17 protein-coding genes and 3 pseudogenes are annotated in these 20919 nt (G+C 59.3%); 9 read left to right on the top strand and 11 right to left on the bottom strand.

Translation table 11 applies throughout. The annotated features are described in order from the left end of the window. The first annotated feature begins 943 nt into the window (after positions 1-943). A complete protein-coding gene (locus H8B02_RS31180; RefSeq protein ID WP_229169737.1) occupies positions 944-1432 on the top strand; it encodes a ProQ/FINO family protein in 489 nt (162 codons plus the stop codon). A 195-nt stretch (positions 1433-1627) separates the two neighbouring features. Here the strand turns inward: H8B02_RS31180 and H8B02_RS31175 are convergent, their stop codons facing one another. Then, on the bottom strand, positions 1628-1930 hold the full coding sequence (locus H8B02_RS31175; RefSeq protein ID WP_229169736.1) for a putative quinol monooxygenase: 303 nt from the start codon (positions 1928-1930) through the stop codon (positions 1628-1630). A gap of 501 nt (positions 1931-2431) precedes the next feature. Between H8B02_RS31175 and H8B02_RS49310 the strand changes: the two are divergent. Together H8B02_RS49310 and H8B02_RS31160 are read left to right on the top strand one after the other, a co-directional pair. Then, positions 2432-4824 (top strand): annotated as a pseudogene (locus H8B02_RS49310) (bifunctional diguanylate cyclase/phosphodiesterase); the annotation flags it as partial. A 175-nt stretch (positions 4825-4999) separates the two neighbouring features. Beyond that, positions 5000-5266: a hypothetical protein gene (locus tag H8B02_RS31160; protein ID WP_229169733.1), complete on the top strand. Its 267-nt coding sequence runs from the start codon at positions 5000-5002 to the stop codon at positions 5264-5266. 252 nt (positions 5267-5518) lie between these two features. On the opposite strand, the gene H8B02_RS31155 is transcribed toward H8B02_RS31160, so the two are convergent. Next, positions 5519-6580 carry an SAM-dependent methyltransferase gene (locus H8B02_RS31155; RefSeq protein WP_229169732.1) on the bottom strand — a complete coding sequence of 354 codons (1062 nt, stop codon included), beginning with the start codon at positions 6578-6580 and terminating at the stop codon, positions 5519-5521. Positions 6581-6705: 125 nt separating this feature from the next. Here H8B02_RS31155 and H8B02_RS31150 point away from each other — a divergent pair, with 125 nt between their 5' ends. Further along, positions 6706-7452 (top strand): V-type ATP synthase subunit I, encoded by a 747-nt coding sequence (locus H8B02_RS31150; protein WP_283842261.1) that lies wholly within the window; start codon positions 6706-6708, stop codon positions 7450-7452. Here the strand turns inward: H8B02_RS31150 and H8B02_RS31145 are convergent. The 6 genes and pseudogenes from H8B02_RS31145 to H8B02_RS31120 all read right to left on the bottom strand — a co-directional run. Then, positions 7390-7551, bottom strand: a pseudogene (locus H8B02_RS31145) (amidase family protein); the annotation flags it as partial. The gene H8B02_RS31150 and the pseudogene H8B02_RS31145 sit on opposite strands and share 63 nt — an antisense overlap. A 93-nt stretch (positions 7552-7644) precedes the next feature. Then, on the bottom strand, positions 7645-9063 hold the full coding sequence (locus H8B02_RS31140; RefSeq protein ID WP_229169731.1) for an amidase: 1419 nt from the start codon (positions 9061-9063) through the stop codon (positions 7645-7647). 100 nt (positions 9064-9163) lie between these two features. After that, complete coding sequence (locus tag H8B02_RS31135; RefSeq protein WP_229169730.1) at positions 9164-10036, bottom strand: VOC family protein; 873 nt, start codon at positions 10034-10036, stop codon at positions 9164-9166. Positions 10037-10250: 214 nt separating this feature from the next. Further along, a complete protein-coding gene (locus H8B02_RS31130) occupies positions 10251-10670 on the bottom strand; it encodes a nuclear transport factor 2 family protein (RefSeq protein ID WP_229169729.1) in 420 nt (139 codons plus the stop codon). A 65-nt stretch (positions 10671-10735) separates the two neighbouring features. Then, the gene (gene wrbA, locus H8B02_RS31125) at positions 10736-11335 is read right to left on the bottom strand and encodes an NAD(P)H:quinone oxidoreductase (protein ID WP_229169728.1); all 600 of its coding nucleotides are present in this window, start codon (positions 11333-11335) and stop codon (positions 10736-10738) included. 70 nt (positions 11336-11405) lie between these two features. Next, positions 11406-12152 (bottom strand): hypothetical protein, encoded by a 747-nt coding sequence (locus tag H8B02_RS31120; protein ID WP_229169727.1) that lies wholly within the window; start codon positions 12150-12152, stop codon positions 11406-11408. 154 nt (positions 12153-12306) lie between these two features. Here H8B02_RS31120 and H8B02_RS31115 point away from each other — a divergent pair, with 154 nt between their 5' ends. Beyond that, the gene (locus H8B02_RS31115; RefSeq protein WP_229169726.1) at positions 12307-13212 is read left to right on the top strand and encodes a LysR family transcriptional regulator; all 906 of its coding nucleotides are present in this window, start codon (positions 12307-12309) and stop codon (positions 13210-13212) included. Between the two features lie 98 nt (positions 13213-13310). Here the strand turns inward: H8B02_RS31115 and H8B02_RS31110 are convergent, their stop codons facing one another. Beyond that, on the bottom strand, positions 13311-13889 hold the full coding sequence (locus H8B02_RS31110; protein WP_229169725.1) for a cysteine hydrolase family protein: 579 nt from the start codon (positions 13887-13889) through the stop codon (positions 13311-13313). 63 nt (positions 13890-13952) lie between these two features. On the opposite strand from H8B02_RS31110, the gene H8B02_RS49105 reads away from it, so the two are divergent. The 4 genes and pseudogenes from H8B02_RS49105 (at position 13953) to H8B02_RS31095 (ending at position 17886) form a co-directional block, all read left to right on the top strand. Continuing rightward, the gene (locus H8B02_RS49105; RefSeq protein WP_376711732.1) at positions 13953-14408 is read left to right on the top strand and encodes a MarR family winged helix-turn-helix transcriptional regulator; all 456 of its coding nucleotides are present in this window, start codon (positions 13953-13955) and stop codon (positions 14406-14408) included. Positions 14409-14437: 29 nt separating this feature from the next. Continuing rightward, a complete protein-coding gene (locus tag H8B02_RS31105; RefSeq protein ID WP_312001377.1) occupies positions 14438-15859 on the top strand; it encodes a DHA2 family efflux MFS transporter permease subunit in 1422 nt (473 codons plus the stop codon). 70 nt (positions 15860-15929) lie between these two features. Continuing rightward, a pseudogene (locus H8B02_RS31100) lies at positions 15930-16349 on the top strand (IS5 family transposase); the annotation flags it as partial. An 862-nt stretch (positions 16350-17211) separates the two neighbouring features. Then, on the top strand, positions 17212-17886 hold the full coding sequence (locus tag H8B02_RS31095; protein WP_229169723.1) for a hypothetical protein: 675 nt from the start codon (positions 17212-17214) through the stop codon (positions 17884-17886). Positions 17887-18309: 423 nt separating this feature from the next. Here the strand turns inward: H8B02_RS31095 and ftsZ are convergent, their stop codons facing one another. After that, complete coding sequence (ftsZ, locus tag H8B02_RS31090) at positions 18310-19569, bottom strand: cell division protein FtsZ (protein ID WP_229169722.1); 1260 nt, start codon at positions 19567-19569, stop codon at positions 18310-18312. Between the two features lie 52 nt (positions 19570-19621). After that, complete coding sequence (locus H8B02_RS31085) at positions 19622-20134, bottom strand: hypothetical protein (RefSeq protein ID WP_229169721.1); 513 nt, start codon at positions 20132-20134, stop codon at positions 19622-19624. Positions 20135-20919 lie beyond the last annotated feature (785 nt).

The raw sequence follows: 20919 nt of genomic DNA, 5'->3' as shown, positions 1-20919 counted from the left end.
CGTCCGAGCAAGCGTGCATAGATCGAGCCCTCGGGTCGCGCCGTGGTCAGCCGGTTAAGAGCCATGATGAGCGCCAAGCTCAACGGGGGCGGGTAGGCCGGGTAGCCGATTTAGGTTCCCTTTGAAGGAGAGCCAGCGAGTGATCCAGCGCGCGCGTCTAAACTCCTGACCAATGCCGTCGCGTCAAAGGTGCCGAGCGTCGGGCACATAGGCCCATCATGGCGTTAGCTCCGATCGCATAGCTCACGTCGTCCTTCGCAGCCTATATTGCCGGGATCATCGATGCAGCCATCACATCGAGATCAGCGCCGATCGCTGGCCGGATCACGTGCGGCTGTCGGACATCGAACCAGGCTTCACCGATCGGCGTCGTCCCGCGGCTGCCTCGCAGCGAGCCTCGCGGCAGATACGCCAGGCGCACGGGCTGACTTGCGCGATGAATGCCTTTCTGAAAAGCCGCCGCGCCTCGCGCTGATCTCATCCGTGAATGGCGGCGGGCCACGCCTATATGATGTGCAAGCCTGGAGCGGCGCATCTACAATAAAGCCGAGTGGCCTGAGTACAGCCCCATGGGCCACTCCGTTGCGGCGCTCGGACTCCTAGGCACTCCGGGCACCGCTCGGCCGGCGGCGTCCTTTGTATAAACGACATTTTGTGGTTCTTCCAAACGTCGGCGGCATAGGTTTTCAAAGCGACATCTGTCGTTTTGATTTTCCGCTTTTGCAGTCGCCGCGGATGACATGGCCAGCATCGCCCGGTTCGGGCACCCGCCTGCGGCAAGCGCGGTGCGGACGTGCGGCCGAAGTTTTCACAGGCCAGAATGGGGACCGCTTGAGACGTCCGCGCTTGTGCGTCAAATCTGTCCGGGCCAGCGCGCGCGATTCGGCAATGAGAAGAGATCGCGGAAATATTCGCGATCCATCATCACCTGGGGGAGGACCTGATGACGATCACGAAGGAAGACATCCACGCCGCTCCGGCGCGTCTCGCCGAATGGTTTCCGCAAACATTCGTGCTCGAAAAATACCTGCCGCACCGACCGCTGAAGGTCGGGATCCACCCCGACATCCTGGCCCGCTGCCCCGCCCTTACCCGACGCGAGTTAGCCCCGTCTCTGCGCGCCTACACCGGACGCACCATGTATCTGCAAGGCCTTGTGGTGGGCGCGGCCCGCGTCGATCTCGACGGTAATCCAGCCGGCGAGGTGAGCGCCGCCGACGCGGAGCATGCCGCCGCCACGCTCGCCGAGATACTGGCAGCGCGTAAAGCCAAGCCGGCCGCGGCGCTCGCGGCCAGGCGTGCGGAACGGATCGCAAGGCAGCCGGCAGTACCGGCGGCCGCGCCGCCTCCGGCCGCAACGCCTCCAGCCGCAAGGATGCTGAAGGACAAGCCCGTGCTACGCCTGCCAGCGTTCCGTCAAAAGTGCGGATGAAATTCCCGGTCGCTGACGTGCTGGTCTACTGCCGGGACCACAAATGCAGCCACCACATCACGATCAGCGCGGACCGCGTCGCAATCAAACTCGCGCATTAAGCTTTCACCTCTGTGGATTAATTCTGGAACTACTAAACGCAAAGAAAAGCCGCCCCGGTTAGGAAGCGGCTTTCGGAAATCCGGTTACGCTGGCCTATTTCGGGAGCTTTCCAGCCAGAATGTCGATCTTGTGAATCGTTGGCGGCTTAGCCAGCAGTTCGCCAGCCTTTGCCATCAGCGCCGCGGCGACCTTGCCGTTGAGGTGCGCATCGCGACCGGCCTCGTCATTGAACGTATCGAAAATCGCAAACGACGAAGGGCCGTTCTGAATGGCAAACCAGCTGATGGTACCAGGTTCAGCATCTACCAAAGGCAATGCCGATTTCAGGAATTCTGCAACTTCCTTTTCTTTGCCCGGCTTGGCCTCAAGGGGAACATACAAAGCAAGCTTTGACATCGTTTACTCCACATTGCTGCTGGACTTAGCAAATAGCGCCCGCAGAGGGGTATCGAGATCGACGATCCGCTGCCAATCACAGTTGCGTTTAAATTCATACACGCTTTCTCGACTCCAAGAGTGAGCGGGACGATGCGGTTCATTCCAGCACCTTTGAAAGCGCCGCCCTCCGGATCGTTTTTATGACACGTTCGGCTCTCCGACATCGAACCGGGCTTCGTCTGCACTGCTGCGGCAACCGCGGCGCCGAGCTGCGGCCGAAGTTTTCACAGGCCAGAATGGGGACCGCCTGTGACGTGCGCGCTTGACCATAGGTGTCTATTTGAGAGACGACATTTACGGCTCACTGCGCTTTGAAGATAAAAACAAAATAACCGAAAATTTTTCCGCCCCCGTCTATAAGGATCACGGGCCAAACCATCGCGCGTTGAAGAGTCTTATGGAAAAACGGTTCACCACCGTTACGCAATCGAGCAAGCCCATCCATTGGGAAGACATAACGGAATTCGCTCGGCGGAGGTCTTCCGATGTGAAATGGGTACTCTCGCGATCCGCGAGATCCTGAGGGCGAAGGTCGGCGGCTGGTCCGACGTCGCCGGCGTGAACGTCTTCGATACGAGCGGACAGCTGATCAACTCATCGCAACGCTGGCCGGTGCCCGACGTTAGCATTTCCGACCGCCCCCCATTTCAGGAGACTTCTGGAAGATCCGAAGCTCGAGGCCGAGATCGAAGTCGTCCCCAGCCGTTTTTCACTGTCCAACGCCATTGTTTTCGCCCGTCGGGTTTCCGGGCCTGACGGACAGTTGCTGGGCGTGGTAACGCGGGCGATCAGCCCCGACGTGCTGGACACCTTCTTCGCATCCGCCGGGCTTGGTAGTGAGGCGCCCGTCTCGATGCATCATAGGGATGGTGCGTTGCTGGCCAGGTTCCCGCACGTGGAGGAGCTGATCGGTCAGAACTTCAAGACGGGATCCGCAGACCAGCAGGCGGTGTTCAACCGCCCGTTCCTCACAACCCGGCTGAACAGTCCCGTTGACGGCAAGGACAGGCTGCTCGCGTCCCGAAGATTGACCTTGGAGCCGCTGATCGTAGTCGCCACGGAAACGGTCGACGCAACCCTCGCCGCGTGGCGCACGCAGACCGAGTTCTTCATCGGCATGGCCGCTGCCGCGCTGACCGCGATCGGAGCCATCCTCTATTTAGTCTTCCGGCAGATGACGCGCCGCTTGAGCTTGGAGAAGCTCAGGTTGGACACCGCGATCAACAACATGAGCCAAGGGCTGCTTCTTTTCGATTCCTCGGAGCGGCCTGATCGTCTGCAACAGAAGATAACTTGAGATGTACGGCCTGTCGGAGGACGTCGTCAAACCCGGATCCACTTTCCGAGAGGTGATCAGCCACCGTGCAGAAACGGGTTCTTTCCGTGGCGACGTCGAGCAGTATTGTGACAGGGTGCTCCGATCGATAGGATCGTCCGGGAGCTCCGTCGTCGAGACGTCGGACGGGCGTCTGATCAGGGTCAGCAACCAGCCCGTGGCCGGGGGAGGTTGGCTGGCGACGCACGAGGACGTTACCGAACGCGTTCGTGCCGAGGAGAGAATAGCGCATCTGGCGTACTACGATGCCCTTACCGATCTGCCCAACCGTGTGCTCTTCCGCGAGCACGTGGAGCAAAAGCTCCGCCATGCGGCACCGGGAGAGAAGCTTGCCGTCCTCTACATCGACGTGGACGAGTTTAAAGCCGTCAACGACTCTCTGGGACACCACGTCGGAGACGAACTCCTCAAGACGGTTGCAGCCCGCCTCCAGGCTTGCGTCGGTCCGGGCGATCTCGTCGCCCGGCTGGGAGGCGACGAATTCGCCATCGTGAAGTGCAATATGGTGGAGGAGGAGGCGACGCGTCTTGCAGAAGATATCCAGCGTGCAATACGCACTCCTTCGCTCTGCCTGGGTCAGCAGGTCTGCGCGGACGCGAGCATCGGCCTGGCCGTGGGGCCCGACCACGGTTCTAGCCTTGAGGAGCTCCTGAAGAACGCTGACCTTGCCATGTACTCGGCCAAAGCGGACGGGCGTCGCACATACAAGGTCTTCGCGCCTGAAATGGACGTCCGCATGAAAGCGCGCCACAGGCTCGAACTAGATCTCAGGAAGGCGATGACGGACGGCGGTTTCGAGATTCACTACCAGCCGCTCGTGGATCTGACCACCGACCGCGTCAATGGCTGCGAAGCCTTGCTGCGTTGGCGCCATCCCGAACGGGGTTCGATCTCGCCGGCGGAATTCATCCCAGTGGCCGAAGAGACCGGATTGATCAACGAACTCGGTGAATGGGTGCTGCGAAAGGCCTGTTCGGACGCCGCGCAATGGCCCGATGGCATCATGCTTGCCGTCAACGTTTCGCCGGTGCAGTTCAGATCGAAGACGCTGGCGTTGAAGGTCGCGAAAGCATTGGCGGATTCGGGCCTCTCTGCCGACCGTCTGGAACTCGAGATTACCGAGGCTGTCCTGATTCGCGACGACGAGGAGGCACTTGCCGTGCTTCATCAGCTCAAGGAGCTTGGTGTTCGCATCGCTCTCGACGATTTCGGAACCGGCTATTCATCACTAAGCTATCTGCGTCGCTTCCCCTTCGACAAGATCAAGATAGACCGCAGCTTCGTAACCGACGTTGCCGAGGCGGACGGATCGTCGGCCATCGTGCGCGCCGTCGTGAGCATGGCCTCCGCCCGCAGCATGACGACGACCGCCGATGGTGTGGAGACGGAAATTCAGCGCGAAGTCCTCCGCGAACTCGGATGCGGCCAGATGCAAGGCTACCTGTTCAGTCCAGCCGTCCCGACCGACAGGCTCAAGGACCTTCTATTCGGAACAACAGCAAGCGCTGCGGCTTGAGCCGACCCCTTGTGCCTGTCGCAAATCAAGTCCGGACATAGATGATGCAGTCCACCTAGCACTGGCCGGCAAAGAATGTGCCCGGTCCGCTCAACGGTGCGCGGTGACGGAGCATCCTTGTTCAACGATAAATGTGTGTGCGCCTCGTTGTAGTATTTCATGTACGACGCAGCACGTGACGCAGATGGCGTTCGCTGAATACCGCGACATGATCAACTCACTCTCGGCGGATCGAACCGATCAGCCGTTCAGCATATCCGTTTTGCCATGGCGAGCGAGCAGAGGTCGGCCGATCGCGAATGCCCATGAATCGAAGTCTTCGGATGAAGATTTGACCATAGGCCCCATCCAGGTCATGGATGAGATAGCGGGGAGCCTGGTCCCTGCCGCGGGCCTCCGTGAGCTGATTTGTGATCCCATTCCGCCGTCGGATGTGCTGTGACACCAAACCATAAAATCTGTCGTCGACCATGCCCCATGATCAATAGGCCATACAGCAGACGAAATGAGATTGTCGGCACGACGAACAGATCGATCGCCGCAATACCGTCGGCATGATTGCGGAGGAATGTCTTCCAGCCTTGGGACCGCGGGCCTCTTCGCCTGGCCATATACTCCCTCCTCAACACCGGACTCATGCGGTGCAGCATTTGCGTCCCTGTTCGATCACCTCGTCGGCGCGGGTGGCCAGCGCCTAAGAGGTGGGGATGAAGGTGATTTTGTGGACACTAGGAGTCTCCGCACAAGCAGCAAGTGCCATTTGAGGGGCCGCCGTGTCGTTGAACTGTCCTGCCTCGGGCTTGGTGGCCAGCACTGTGTTATATGGGTTGCCGAACACAAATACTTTCGAAGTGCGCCAAATGATCCGTTCCAATTCCACGAATGTGCGCATCTTCAGCCGGTACTTCCACAACAGCAGGTGTTGAATGAAATTCCAGGTGACCCCCCAGGCCCAGAAGGGCAGGCGCCGATAACGAATCGGGTTGAAGCCGAGTTGGCGCATCTTGTAGACGAGAAGATTGGCGCCGACAAAATTGTAGCGCCAATTCTCGAAGAAGGCGGTGACGCTCAGATAATCTTCCTTACGGCGACAATGATCAAGCGACCCCGGTGTGCGGATTAACAGGCGACCTCCGGGCTTGAGCATTCGCCAGCATCGCGCAAGCCAAGCGTCCAAGTCTTTGGTGTAGCCTATCGACTCGAGCGCATAGATGGCATCAAAACCTTCACTCGGGAGATCGAGGCTGTCGAAGTCTGTGACAATCACCTGTCCACGTCCACCAAGTTTCGCAAATTTCCGCCGACAGATATCCGCTTGCACGGATGAATTGGTGACGCACACAATTTCGATGTTGCGCCGACTGGCGAGGTACTCAGCCGCCGCGCCGGATCCGCACCCCAGATCCAACAGCCGCATCCCGTCCTTCGGCTTCAGAAGAAGGTATTCGGCTTCGTAAGGCCGCGAAAATGCCGCTCGGGGGAACACACACGTGCTGTAGTTCGCTTGCTCGTCGCGATACGCGCCGAACACGTCATCATATGTACGTTTCTCGTCATCGTGCTTGAGAAAGTCGTTCGGCTGCGGCGTCCACTCAACCAGTTGGCGCTGCTCGAATTGATTCAGCTCGTGGCCGATCTTGCTCGCGTCCTTCGGTTGAGTCACCAAGAGAAAAAGTATGTAATGAAGAAAGTTGTATGCGACGATCAACGCAATGATGATCGCGGCTACCAACTGAAATATTAAAACAATGTCCAAGGTATCGCTCCCTGACCGCTGAAACGTTCTGAACGCGGTGGGCATTCTCACGTCGATGGGAACCGCGTTCAAAACAGCACTGTGTGTTGCAATCGTACGACTTTATGTTCCTCTTGGGGAGCCCGATGGAGAAGCGGATAGCGCCGACCGGGATCAGCGCCTGTGAGACGGATGGCGGCTACGGAGCAAGGATTTCTGGCATCCAGCCAGCTGGTAGGCGTCAGGTCCGCGACAGCGACTTCGAAAGACAGCTGCACGAGCGGCTGGAATTGGCCGAGCGGGAAAAGCAGAACGCTGTGGAATTGGCCAAGGCCAAGGTCAGCAGCGATTTGCAGAGGACCGCGGCCGCCAAGGATGCCGAAATCCAGGAGCTGAAGTCCAAGCTTGAGGCGAGTCAGGTCACTCAGAAGCTCGCCGTCACCGAAGCCCTTAGTGCAGTGGAAAAAGAGCGTGACACGCTCGCGAATGCGCTGGCGCAAGCTGAACGCGAGAAGAAAGCTGCCTCCGAGCTTGCTGAAGCGCTTTTGGCCGGCGAGCTGCACAAGGTCTCTTCATCCAAGGAAGAGGAAATCCGAGAGCTGAAGACCAAGCTCCAAGGTGTCGAGCTTGAAAAGAAGCTAGCAGTGGCCGAAGCGGTCACTGCCATTGCAAAGGAACGCGACGAGCTCAAGAACGGCATCAAACAGACCGAGCTTGAGAAGCAGCTCGCCGAAAAGGCTCTCAAGGACAAGTACGAAACGCAGATTAAGGATCGCGATGACGCGATCGAACGCCTGAAGGATATGAAGGCCCGCTTGTCGACCAAAATGGTCGATCACTTCCGCTGCGGAGAACAATGTCTCCTCGTCGAAGGGCCGGCCAATCAGTTGTAGACCGAGCGGCAGGCCTTGTGTACTGAGCCCCGCCGGCACGCCGATGCCTGGCAATCCCGCCATGTTCACCGTCACGGTGAACACATCGCTCAGATACAACAGCGGGCATTCGGTCACCTCGTTGGCGTAGGCGCGAACCGTCAGGGCAATTCTAGGCCAAAAGCCGAAGAGCCACACGAAAAAGCCTGTCAACTATCGATCGTTTGGTAGCCCAGAGCCGACGATGTCCGGCCAGCCGGGCGAAGCGCCGCCGAGCACGAGTTCGAACACCGCGCTCAGCTGGAGAAGCCGAGCGTCGCGGCCGAACTGAACCGTGAGTTGAGCGCCAACAGGCATGCGCTGCGAGTCGAAACCCGCGCGGATGACCGCCGCAGGCAGCCCGCTTAGGCTTTGAGGGGCGATGTATCCCATCACCGCATTCCGAATGTCCATACGCTGACCTTCGTGAAAGACTGTATCGGTGCCGATCGCGACTGGCCCGACTGCTGAAACTGGCGTGAGAAGTACATCCGCGTCCGACAGCAGGCCGCCGAAAGCCGCGACAAACTCCGCCCGCCTTTGCGCCGCTTCGACATATTCGCGAAGGCGATATTGCGCGGCGAGTTCGATACGCCTGCGTACGTCCGGACTATATTCCGCCGCCCGTCCGGGATAGAGACCGAGCGACGTCTGGTGCCGTAGACGCGCTTCGGCATTCAGCGTTGGGGCCAAAATTCCGTAGGGGTCAGGTCGCGTTGGTCCGGGCCACGCGCGCTCGATGATCTCGGCTCCGTGTCCGGCTAGAAGGTTGCAGGCTTCCGTGAAGACCGAGTGATGATCAGGGGCCAAGGGAACCGTATGCAGGTCCTCGACGACCAGCACCCGTAGACCTCGCAGGAGGGCCGGGTCCGGCGCAGATGCTGTGCGGCCAGGACGATAAGTTCCGTCGAGGACGGCCAGCGCGAGTGGAAGATCGGCGGCGCTTCGCGTCATCGGGCCGACATGGTCGAGTGAGGAGGCCAACGCAAATGCGCCGTCGGTTGGGACCCTACCGCGGCTGGGCTTCAGTCCTGCCGTACCGCAGAATGCCGAAGGAATACGAATGGATCCGCCTGTGTCGGATCCCAAAGCAAGTGGCACGAGACCCGCTGCCAAAGCGGCTGCCGAGCCGCCACTCGAGCCGCCGGGCACGCGGGACGTGTCCCAGGGATTGTGTGTCGGGCCATGCAGCGCGCTGCTCGTGGTGATGCCCCAGCCAAATTCATGTGTCGCCGATTTCCCCACCAGGATGGCGCCCGCGCGGCGCAGTCGCGCAACGGCTTCAGCATCGGCGGTGGGAATATGATCACGGAAAAGCGCGGAACCATAGGTCGTGCGCACGCCCTCGGTATCGAGCAAATCCTTCGCGGCGAAGGGCAGCCCATCGAGTGGCAGCGCCTCCCGTCGCATATAACGATCTTCCGAGAGCCGTGCTTCCTCATTGGCGCGATCGAGACAAAGCGTAGTCAAGGCGTTGATGCGAGGGTTGATTGCATCGATGCGCGCAATAGTCTGCCTAAGCACCTCAACCGGAGAGAGGGTCCTGCTACGAAAGCTCGCCAGAAGTTTGGGGATCGATTCCAGGTTGTCCATAAGCTACTCCTCACCAGAGCGAACGAATGAGATCACCCCCGGGCCATGGCGCCCAGAACGTCGACCTGCGCGTAGTCCTCCGGAAAGTGATGGCGATCGACTATTCCCGGATCGGCTCGAGTTTGGCGGCCATCTCGTCTTTTCGATCCTCAAGCCAGAGCGGAAATTTGAGCTCGCGCCCCAGGGTCTCGCGCGTCTCATCCTTCAGCCAGCCCTTCTCCTGCGTGACCGCGGCCTCGAACAAAGCACCGGAGGGTGTCCGCACATATACGGAGTTGAAGTAGTTTCGATCTTTGACTTCCGAAACGTCCGTGTACCCAAGCCCCTCAAGGTGAAGCTTCAACGTTTTCTGCGCTGTCGCGTTGGGCAAGTCGAAGGCAATGTGGTGGACGGTTCCGCGCGACAGGTTCCAGCTTCCTTGGGGACGGTCCGCCTCATGGAGCACTTCGAGAACGTGGGCTTTCTGACCATGCCCGATCAGGAAGCGTGCATCCTCTCCATCCATTCCGTCATCGACAAAGCCAAGTCCGTCGACCAGAAAGCTGGTGAATTGAGGCAGTTCGCGCGTAGAGACTCCGACGGATCGAATCCCTCGGATCGCTGCGTCGGCAGCGATACCGCCACCCGTCCAGGATCCCTTCGTGTCGCCATGCGTCTCCACAAATTCATATTCGATGCCGCAGGGATGTTTGAAGGTCACGCGCTTTGCGCCGAGACGTTCGAGAACACCGGTGTTGAGACCAAAGCTCTCCAGGCGCCGCTTCCAGAACGATAGACTGCCTTCGGGCACGCCAAGGCTGAGAATCCGCACCTGTCCGGAGCCACGGCTACCTGCATTCCGCCATGGCATCGGGAACGTCGTGACGAGGGATCCTTCTTCGCCTGCCTCGTTGCCGTAGTAAAGATGGTAGAATGGTTCATCACCATCGAGTAGCACGGTCTTTTTGATCAGCCTCAGGCCGAGGACTTTCACGTGAAAGCGTAGTCCTCCTGCGCCGGCCCAACGCACATCGTAATGTGATGATAGCCATGGATAGGTGAACTCTCAGGCATGCTTTCCTCCTTTGAAGTCGTTTTCAAGCGCTGTCGCCGATCAAAGACGCAGCGATCTGCCCGGCTCGCTGACGCCGACTTCCTCATACTGCAGGACCGACGGGTCGCCAGCTTCACCGATGCAATACGTTAGGCTATGACTTGCCCGCGTTTAGTTGAGGTTGGAACGCCGTGATGACACGCGGCGCGTCGAAATACTCGCGCAACACGGCAATCTTCCCGCCCTCAGCGAGCAGATAGAGAATGTAGTTCTGGTTGTAGGGACGTCCCGTGCTGATCACGGTGGCCTTCGCGGTGAACTCGGCGAAAACTGCGTCTTCGCCTTCCAGGCGATAGACTTTCGAAACTTCGATTTGAAAGTCGCGAACATTGTCCAAGAAGCCTTTAACACTCTTGGAGATCGCACCGATACCCTTCAACGGGCTGCTGACGCCGGCATAGGCACCGTACGGATACTCCATCACGGCGTCGTCGGCGTACAACGCGCACCACGCTGCGAAGTCAGCCTGCATCTCGTGGAAATGCGCGTTTAGCAGACCGGATGCGTTCATCATGCTGCAACTCCTCGAGACAACCGAGCCCCCGCGTCGGAGCCCGCGCTTGGTTTGATTGAGAGTGATCAACCGAAGAGCTTCTTCGCGGTCTGGGCGATGAGTTCACCCTGGTGGCGGGCACCGGCCAACTCGTTCTCGGACGGCTGGCGCGAGCCGTCGCCGCCCGCGACGGTTGTTGCCCCATAGGGAGCACCACCCGTCACCTCGCCGACGGTCATCTGCCCCTGGAAGCTGTAGGGGAGACCCACGATGACCATCCCGAAATGCAGGAGGTTGGTGATGATCGAGAACAGGGTCGTTTCCTGACCGCCGTGCTGAGTGGCGCTCGAGGTGAAGGCCCCGCCGACCTTGCCATGCAGGGCTCCCTTCATCCACAGCCCACCAGCCTGATCGAGGAAGCTGGCGACCTGCGAAGAGATGCGGCCAAACCGCGTTCCGCCACCGACGATGATCGCGTCATAGTCGGGCAGCTCATCAATCGTGGCGACCGGAGCGGCCTGATCCAGCTTGAAATGATTGGTCCGCGCTATCACCTCGGGAACGGTTTCCGGGATGCGTTTCACATCGACGATTGCGCCGGCCGCAGAGGCACCCTCGGCGACCGCGTAGGCCATCGCTTCGATGTGGCCATAGGTTGAGTAGTAAAGAACGAGGACCTTCGGCATAAAGATGCCCCTATTGCTTGCGTGTTGCGAGAATCTCGTCGGGGCGCGGATGGCGACCCGAAGATTCGGTTCATGAAACTGATGGGTCTTGACAGGCTGTTGAGTCGAGCGTCGCTCGCGCCAGGAATAGTTCGAGTTGCGCGCGGGCCATTTCTGGCGTCACCACATCGCCGGGCTCAAGCTTCTCATACTGATAACTGGCCGGGTCGTCGTAGACGCGCTCGCCGATGAGCATTGCATCTTGCGTATACGCGAAGTTCTGCATGATGTTGTGGGAAATGAGGTAGTAGGCCTCCGGATCAGAGACAGCCTCAAGCTCCCCCGGCTGTATCATGGCCGCAGGGGTCATGTGACTCCAGACTGCCTCGGTCACAACGCCGAAGTCGCCAACGCACATGTTCAGCGTCCGGGCCGCCATGACATTTGTCCTTGTCTCCACGACCTGCCGGTAAAAGGACTTCACCGCCGCTTGACCGACGAGAACGTGAACCTGGCCACGCTCGGCAATGCGATAAATGGGCTCAGGAACGGTCAGCTCGGGAGCAAGGATTTGTTCCCAGTAACCAGAAATCTCAAGCAGCGCGTGCCGCAGATAGTTCTTCAGGATCGCCCGATGCAGGAGCTTCTCGGTCTGCTCAATCAACTCCTCGATTTTGCGCGGCAGATAGGTGACGTCGAATTTTGGCGTGAGATCAAGCCGCGTCATGGCATCCGACGTCACGGTCACATGCGTCGTGCCCGAGGCCTTACTGGCCAAGCCGGCATGCACACTTCTTTGCCGGCTCAATGACAGGTGGCGCGAAGAGAGCTCATTCATTGGAAGTGTCCTTCAATGCTGGGCAATTGAATGGATGGCGCGCTGGGTATTGACGTGCGCGGACCCGACCTTTGTCCCTGGCCGCAAAAACTAGGCATTCCCCTTGATAGAAAATACCCGTAAAACGTTGGGCATAACGTTCAAGGAATCTGAAATGCAGGGTCCCGGCGTCCCCAGCCTTGACCAATTGCAGGTGTTTCTGACCGTCGTTGAGACGGGGAGCTTCGCGGCCGCGGGACGAAAGCTCGGGCGGGCGACCTCAGCGGTGAGCTACGCGATTGCCAATCTCGAGCAGCAACTTGGGGTTCAACTGTTCGATCGGGACCGAACGCGCAAGCCAACGCTGACGGCGATCGGCTCATCCGTTCTGTCCGAGGCGCGCACTGTGTCAGTCGGCGTGGACAGTCTGCGTGCCAAAATCAGGGGCATGCTGGGCGGCCTCGAGTCCGAACTCTCCATCGTTGTGGACGTCATGCTCCCAACCGGTCGTGTGGTCGACGCAATGCAGGCGTTCGAGCAGGAATTTCCGACTGTCGCGCTGCGTCTCCATATCGAGGCGCTCGGAGCGGTGACGCAACTCGTACTTTCGGGCGTGGCCAGCGTAGGCATCAGCGGCCCCGAACATAGGGGGTTGGCAGGCTTGGAGCAGATCCGCGTCGGAGGGGTCGAGTTGATTCCGGTCGCCGCACCAACCCACCCGCTGGCGCAGAACGACTCCAATCCGCCGGGTGCGGCAAGGGATCACGTCCAGCTCGTGCTGGCCGATCGGTCCACCCTGACGGAAGGAAAGGATTTCGGGGTCGTCGGCGTGAGATCATGGCGCCTCGCGGACCTTGGCTCGAAGCACGCCCTACTGGTGGCTGGAATCGGCTGGGGCAGCATGCCCGAGCCCATGGTGCGCGCCGATCTCGAAGCAGGGCGTTTGAAGCACCTGGACCTGCCGGAATGGAGCAACGGGTTTTACGCCATGCAGGCGATCTATAGAACCGAAGCGCCCCCCGGTCCGGCGGCAGCCTGGCTGATTGAGCGATTTGCGAATCAGGCGGACGCGACCTGGTAGCCCCGGAAAGCTCGCGGATGTGCTCGAAGTCGAGTTGTTGGAGCAACCGGTGACCAAGCCCGGTTAGCCGGGTACCCACCCGACCCAATCAACACCCTTCACACAATGGTCTGTAAAATCATATTCTCGAATTCTTGTGCCGTCATGACTGTGGCCTGCGCAGCGAAGACCTTTTCCGTTAAGACTCGATGTACCTCTTCATCACGATCAAAGCACGCATCCTTTATCACGATGCATTTGAAGTCCAGATCGGCCGCTTGCCTCAATGTCGACAAGACAATGCCACTGGTTGCAAAACCAAAAAGCACCAAGGTCTCGATTCCTTTGGCGTGAAGGATCATTTGCAACGCATTTCCGGAAAACGCGCTCGTCCGATGTTTATAGACGACCAGATCACCGGGTTCGAAAATCGATGGGTGGGGGCGGACCGACTCCGTTCCCTTGATAAATAGCCCATGTTCTTTAAGAGCTGAAAATCGTGTGTTGGCAGGACTGATTTCCGGGTATCCAACTTCAAAGCCAAGGCAGACATGAATCACTGAGCAACTGGCGCGCCTGGCAGCGGCAACGACTTGGGCCGCTTTTGCCATCTCCCCTGGCGTGCTCCCAATCATCCTAAGAGTGCCCCCTTGTGCGTCCAAGCTGAGCACCGCCGTCCTGTTCGTTTCCAATTTCATTGCTTTCTCCTTGCTCGATCGTTCACATTGACATCCATAACTTGTATATCTAATATACAACATATGAAACAAGGATCAACCCTTTCTCACGATCTGATGGATTTGGTTGCGGCGACCAAGAGAATCGTTCGGCAAGAGTTCAGCAATGAGGCGGGTCCAAATGGACCCACGCTGACGCAATATCGGATGCTGCATAGGATTCGAGGCGGAGTCAGGCAGGTCGGGACACTCGCGGAGGCTTTTGGAATCAGCCAGCCTGCTGCCTCGATCATGGTCAGTAAGATGGTGAGAGATGGATTCCTAAAGAGGGTTCCTCATCCTACGGACCGACGGCAGATCGAATTGCATTTAACAGCGAAAGCTAACTCTCAGCTCGAATCAGGGCTCGGGCGCGCATTTCTCAGGCTAGACGAGAAGTTGTCAGTTCTTTCCAAAACAAAACGCAACGAAGTCGCCAAACACATTCGCGAACTTTCTCGTTTGCTATCGCAGTCCGTGGCTGGAGAAAGTCATGAGTGAAGGTCATGCGTCCATTTCGATGAAATCAGATTCAGCCGAAAGGACAGCCCATCAATAAATCTTCGCACGATCAACTCGATCCAAAAATCTGGAGAGTCGTCGCCGTCGTACTCATCGGCCCCTTCATGACCCAGCTCGACTCGACCGTTGTTAGCGTTTCATTGTCGACCATCCAGCAAGAGCTGCATTCGTCAGTCGAAGTCGCACAGTGGATTATCAGCGGCTATTTGCTGGCCCTGGCGTTGATGTTACCTCTCAATGATTGGATCGTGGATAGAATCGGGGCAAAGCGACTTTATTTGGCGTGCTTCACGACATTCACCTTGGCTTCGGCTCTCTGTGGTTCGGCGCGGACAATAGATCATCTTATCTTGGCCCGCTTAGTTCAGGGAATCGCAGGCGGACTATTGGCCCCTTTGACCCAGATGATGATCGCGCGAGTCGCTGGAAGGAATATGGCCCGCGTCATCGGTTATGCGGCGGTACCAATTCTATTGGCTCCAATTCTGGGGCCGGTGATTGCAGGAGGGGTTCTAAAATACGCGAGCTGGCCTTGGTTATTCTTCCTGAATCTGCCTGTGGGCATTTTGGCAGTGGGCTTAGCGGTTTTTCTGCTCCCGAACGACGATGCCACCATTCAAAGACGGCAATTTGATTTTTTGGGCTTTCTTCTGATCTCACCGGGGCTCGTGTGTCTTCTCTATGGATTTGAACATGTTTCAGACCGGAGTGGATTTTCGGCGCTGATTTTAGGCTTTATGCTCATCGGTGGATTTGTATGGGATGCTCTTAGAAAGAAGAGCACTGCACTCATCGACCTGAGACTATTTGGTAACGGTATTTTTTCTACGGCAACCGCAACACAATTTCTCTTAAACGGCGTAGCTTTTGCGGGCCAGATGCTTGTTCCACTTTACCTGATTGCTGGTTGCGGGTTTTCGGCAGCGAAAGCGGGCTGGATACTTGCCCCTATGGGATTGGGAATGTTGTGCGCTTATCCGATGATGGGGTTTCTCACCGATAGGTTTGGCTGTCGCGCAGTGAGCGTGGGTGGCGTGCTTCTAACCTCTCTTGGGACACTTCCACTTCTCTGGATGGTCTTACATGAGTTCTCCCCATCTTTGATGGTGCTGTCTATGCTCGCTCGTGGTTCTGGCCAGGGCGCCACTGGCATCCCGTCGATATCTGCGGCCTATGCGTCAGTGCCCAAAGAAAAGCTGGGGCTTGCCACGACCGCCATGAATATCGTGCAAAGATTGGGCGGACCGATTGCGACGACTGGCTTGGCCGTCGTGATGTCTGCTTCAACAACGCTCCATCAGGTTCCGACTCCTCGTATGTATCTCATTCCCTTTCTGGCTCTGCTTGGACTTCAATTGCTGGTTCTGATTTCGGCGAGCCGCTTGCCAGAGCGAATACACGAGAGCGTTGAGGAAGGGCACCAGACCTAGCGACGGGCCATTGCGGGTTGATGGCGCTGCCCGAGACGTGATTCAAGCTCCGAAACCGGAGCCTCGAATCATGCGCTACGAACTCAGCGATTATGAATGGACCGCCATCAAACCGATGCTGCCGAACAAACCGCGTGGGGTCCGGCGTGTAAACGACCGTCGCGTGCTCAGTGGCATCTTCTGGGTCCTCCGCTCAGGTGCGCCATGGCCTGACCTGCCCGAGAACTACGGTCCCCGCACCACTTGTTACAATCGCTTCGTTCGGTGGCGGCGGGCTGGCGTCTGGGACAGGATCATGGATGCGCTGGCCGCCGGTCATGATGCGGCAGTGCAGATGATCGATACCTCCGTCGTGCGCGTGCACCAGCATGGAGCCTGTATCGCGGACAACAATCAGCAGGATATGGGGCGCTCACGAGGGGGCCTAACCAGCAAGATTCACGCGGTGGTGGACACCAATGGCCTGCCGGCTTCCTTGCCGCGTTCCGGCGAGGTCTGCAACAAGCAGGATACGTCGAGGGGCAAAACGTCACCACGCTCCGATCTGGTAAAGCTTCGACTAGCGGCGACTCAGGCGACGACTATCTCGTACTGGATTTCGGCCGTAGCCATCTTCCCTTGCGCAGGGAATCGCGACGAGGCGAGCGAGCCTTGGCCGAGGCGTTCGCAAATGGAGGTTGGCGGAAAGTCACGCGCCTTTATCGCAACCAGGAGATTCCTCAGGAACGTTGCTGAGGCGCCTACAAGGGCGCCATAGACCGGCTGGTGAAGCACCTCGGGCACGACGATGCGGGCCGCGTCACTGAGCAGGACATGCTTGCGTTTAAGCATGCCCGTTTCAAGGTCGTGTCCGCAAAGACCCTGAAGGACGGCGATCTCCAGGGATCAAGTCAGTATTCGGTTGGGCCGTAGACAATCGCAAGCTGGCAAAAAATCCGGCCGATGCCATCAAGATTAAGGCGGAAAAGAAAAAGCGGACTCGGTCGAAGGGCTTCACGGATGATGAGGCCAAGGCGATATTCAAGACCTGCATTGCATACGAGCAGAAGCCGACATAAGACCCAAGGACCGCTGCCGCCAAACGGTGGGCCCCGTTGATTGCCTGCTACACGGGTTGCCGAATTGCTGAGGCGCTACAACTTCGGAAAGAGGATATTCGCCAGGAGTCCGGCCATCATGCTTTCGATCTGAACCCACTCGCTGCATCAAGGGCGGCACCTACCGGTTGGTCCCGGTCCACCCTCATCTGATCGAACTCGGGCTGCTAAGTTTCGTCGCACGCTCCGTCAATTGTTGATATTAACCACTTGTTAACCATGCCGTCGCCTAATGTTGATGAATGGGGGATCACCATGTCGGCCCATGTGACGCGACCGAAGTTGATGCCTGTTTCGGCCGATCCAGCCTTTCGTTCGCTTGCCAGGCTGGCGGTTCGCGCCAAGGCCGTCCTACAGACCAAAACGGCTGTCCTACGGAGCAAAGCCATGTTTGGAAAGGACGACTTAGTGGACAATCTCAGCCGCGATCTCGATCGCGCGCGCGGAAGACGCGATGCACTCGCATCCGAAGCCACGACCCTGACGGCCCAGATCGCCGAAATTGAAGCCCGCCTTTCGGAGGAGAAGAAAAGGCGGGAGCGTGAGCGCGTTTTGGTTGAAATTGAAGCGATAAAAGCCCGAATCAAGCAAGCCGCCGGCGCGTTTGCGCCTGTCGTCGATGGTCTCTCCAAGGCGATCGAATCGGCTGCGGCAGTCGTGCCCGAGGCGCGCGAGCTCAACAGTTTCCTGGTGTCGGTGGCGACCGAAATCGACAGTGTGCTCGATCCCCTGTTGCGCGAACTGGATCAGCGCGCGGATGCGCTGCGAACAGGCCACCTCGTGCTGGACCTCCCGAGTTCGGCCGATGAGCCGGCCATCGAGCCGTCGAAAGACAGCAACGAACGCTTGCTTCGTTTTCCAGCGTGGCTGTCTCACGACAAGGAGGCGGACAAGGAAACAGCGGAGAGCCCGCGCAGCACGGCAGCGTGAGCGATCGGCGCGCTGCGCAGCTTAAGAAGCTTGTCTGCAGATCTGACGTTCGGAGTTCGCCGATGAAATTCCCGTCGATAGCGCCAGCGCGCCGACGGGCATGCGCCGGGACAAGCGGGCTCCTGAAGGCGATGAGTGTTGGTTGAATCGATGCAAGCCGAGAGCTCAGACCACCTCTCCCGTAGCGAGAGGTCGGAGCGCATCGAAAGATGCGATCCGGGTGAGGGGATACGGTCTCAGTGCGCGCAGCGGCCCCTCACCCGATTGCTCAGGCGCGCAATTGCTCGCCATAGCTCAATCCGACCTCTCCCCCCTGGGGAGAGGTGGACCTCCGACCGAACCTGATTTCATCGCACTCTGGAGCCGCGTCGCCGCGGTCCGTGTCCGGCACTTGACACGAGTAACTCCAGCTCCTGCCACCGCTCAGTTGGCGGCGCGGCGCAGGAAGGCCGGGATATCGAGAATGGCCTCGTCGGGCGCATAGTGCGCAGCGGTGCGGCCGTAAGGATCGAGCGGCCGGTCGGCTGCGTGGCGCGCATAATCCAGCCTCGGCCTTCCCGGTGGCCCCACGGGGTGGTGCGGCTGGGGGCGGAGCGGTGGGCTTTCCACTTGCGGAAGGGGAGCGCTGCGCTCGATTCGATCGGCGATGCGGCGGCCGTCGTTGCGCAGCCTGCCGGCGAGCTGCGTGAGTGCGGTTTCCACCGGTTGCGCCTGCTGTGTCGGGTCGAGATTATCGATTCCGGTCGCCACCACTGAGACGCGGACGATGCCTTCGAGGCTGTCATCAAACGACGCGCCGACGATGATGTTGGCGTCCGGATCAGCCTCGTCCCGAATGCGGGTCGCGGCTTCGTCGACCTCGTACAGCATGAGATCCTTGCCGCCGGTGATGGAGATGATGAGGCCACTGGCGCGCTTGATCGAGGGATTCTCGATCAACGGATTGGAAATCGCGGCCACGGCGGCGGCAAGCACGCGCTTCTCGCCGGAAGCCTCGCCCCGTCCCATCATGGCCTTGCCCTTCTCCTTCATGACGGAGAGAACGTCGGCAAAATCGAGGTTGATCAGGCCTTCCTTGACGATGAGGTCGCTGATGCAAGCCACGCCCGAATAAAGCACTTGGTCGGCAAGGGCGAAGGCATCGGCGAATGTGGTCTTCTCGCTGGCCACCCGGAACAGGTTCTGGTTCGGGATGATCAGCAGGGTGTCGACCGTCTTCAGCAACTCCTCGATGCCGGCTTCGGCAAAGCGCATGCGGCGCTGGCCCTCGAAGTAGAACGGCTTGGTGACCACGCCGATCGTGAGAATGCCGAGCTCGCGCGCGGTCCTGGCGACGATGGGTGCAGCCCCGGTGCCGGTGCCGCCGCCCATGCCGGCCGTCACGAACACCATATGTGCGCCGGTCAATTGATCGCGGATCGTATCGATCGCCTCTTCGGCTGCGGCGCGTCCCAATTCCGGCTGCGAGCCGGCGCCGAGGCCCGCGGTTACCTTTGTGCCGAGCTGGATCAGGCGCCTCGCCTTCGACATGGCCAGCGCCTGCGCGTCGGTATTGGCGACCACGAACTCGACCCCTTGCAGCCCGGCTGTGATCATGTTGTTGACCGCATTGCCGCCGGCGCCGCCGACCCCGAACACGACGATGCGGGCCTTCATTTCGTCGATATCGGTGATGCCAGTCATGCTTCCCTCGTGATTGCTCCGGCAAGCCGGGGATGGAGATGAGTATCGAGTGCTACCTGCGAGCCGCGCGGTCTGCTTCCACGATCGCAGCGGCGAGATGTCCCAATCGACGCGCGGCGTGTCCCGCGATCGCGCCGCCCGCCTGGCGACCGGTCCGCAGAAGCGCCACTTCGTCTTGCAATCGTGCCGCCCACGCATTGGCTGCCGCCGTCTCGGCGGCCGCCTGCATCAGCTCGACGGCGAGGCGATCGGCACGCTCACGCTCGCGCTCGAAATCTGTCCTGTTGCCGGCTGCTACTGCTTTGAGCCGCGCGACCTCCGCCTTGAATGCCTCGATCTTGACGGCCTCGATCTTTGCCAGGGAGGCATCGATCGGGTCTGCCCGGCGGGCGCGTAGTGGGCAGGGTGTGTAGCGGAGCTCGGAGAAATCAACGCTCACCAGGGCCTTGCCGTCCTCCGACCGCGAGCGCGGCAACCGGCGGCGTCTCGCGAGCGAACGAGCGGCCTCTCGGGAGATATCGAGGCGGGCACTGAGATCGGCATATGTCAACAACTCAACGCACATCAACGCTTCTCCTGGAGCGAACCGGGAAGGCATATCGAGCTAGTGATGGCTGGACGATTACAGCAGGCTAGGCTGCGTTGGTTAATGGATGGTTAACGCGCGAGGGGCGCTGTTTACGAGTGCCGTCACGGTGCCGACCCCGGGATCATAAAACACCATCTGCCGCGGCTGCGCCTTGTCCGCCATGCGCAGGCAACGATACGCGAAGGGAGGAATCGCGAACTGGCGGGACTTTAATCCGGTTCTGTGAGTGCGGCTCGGTCAATGTCCGCTTCGCTCCGGAAGCGACTGAAATATTGCGTTGCCGCGAAACGACGCGATGGGCCACTTCCGGACTCATGCACCGCAGCACTCACCATCCTATTCGATCATCCCATCGGCGCGGGCGAGCAGTGTCGGCGGAAATTCGAGGGTCAACGTCTTAGCAGTTCTGAGGTTGACGATGAGTTCGAACCTTTCGGCTGCTCGACAGGAAGGGCAGCCGGCTTGGCACCTTTGAGAATACGGTCCACGAAATAGGCCGCGCGTCGATACAGAGCAAGAACCCGTAGCCTATAAGCCCGCCGGCCTCCCCGTATTCCTTGGCCCCGATCGAAGGAATTCATTTTGGAGCGCAAGCTCAGCGATAGTCCGAAAGTTCGGGGCAAACTCTCCATCCTCTGTGTCGACAACCGAATCGATGTGGCTGCCGGCCATGGCCTCAAACGCGCGGTCAAACCCGCTGGAGCCCTGTGCCCACGCAACTCCAAGCATCAGGCTCAACGCTGCTGCGGCCCAGAGGCCGA

It is taken from the genome of Bradyrhizobium altum (assembly GCF_020889705.1).
Lineage (GTDB): Bacteria > Pseudomonadota > Alphaproteobacteria > Rhizobiales > Xanthobacteraceae > Bradyrhizobium > Bradyrhizobium altum.
This window is presented reverse-complemented; position numbering and strand designations above follow the sequence as displayed.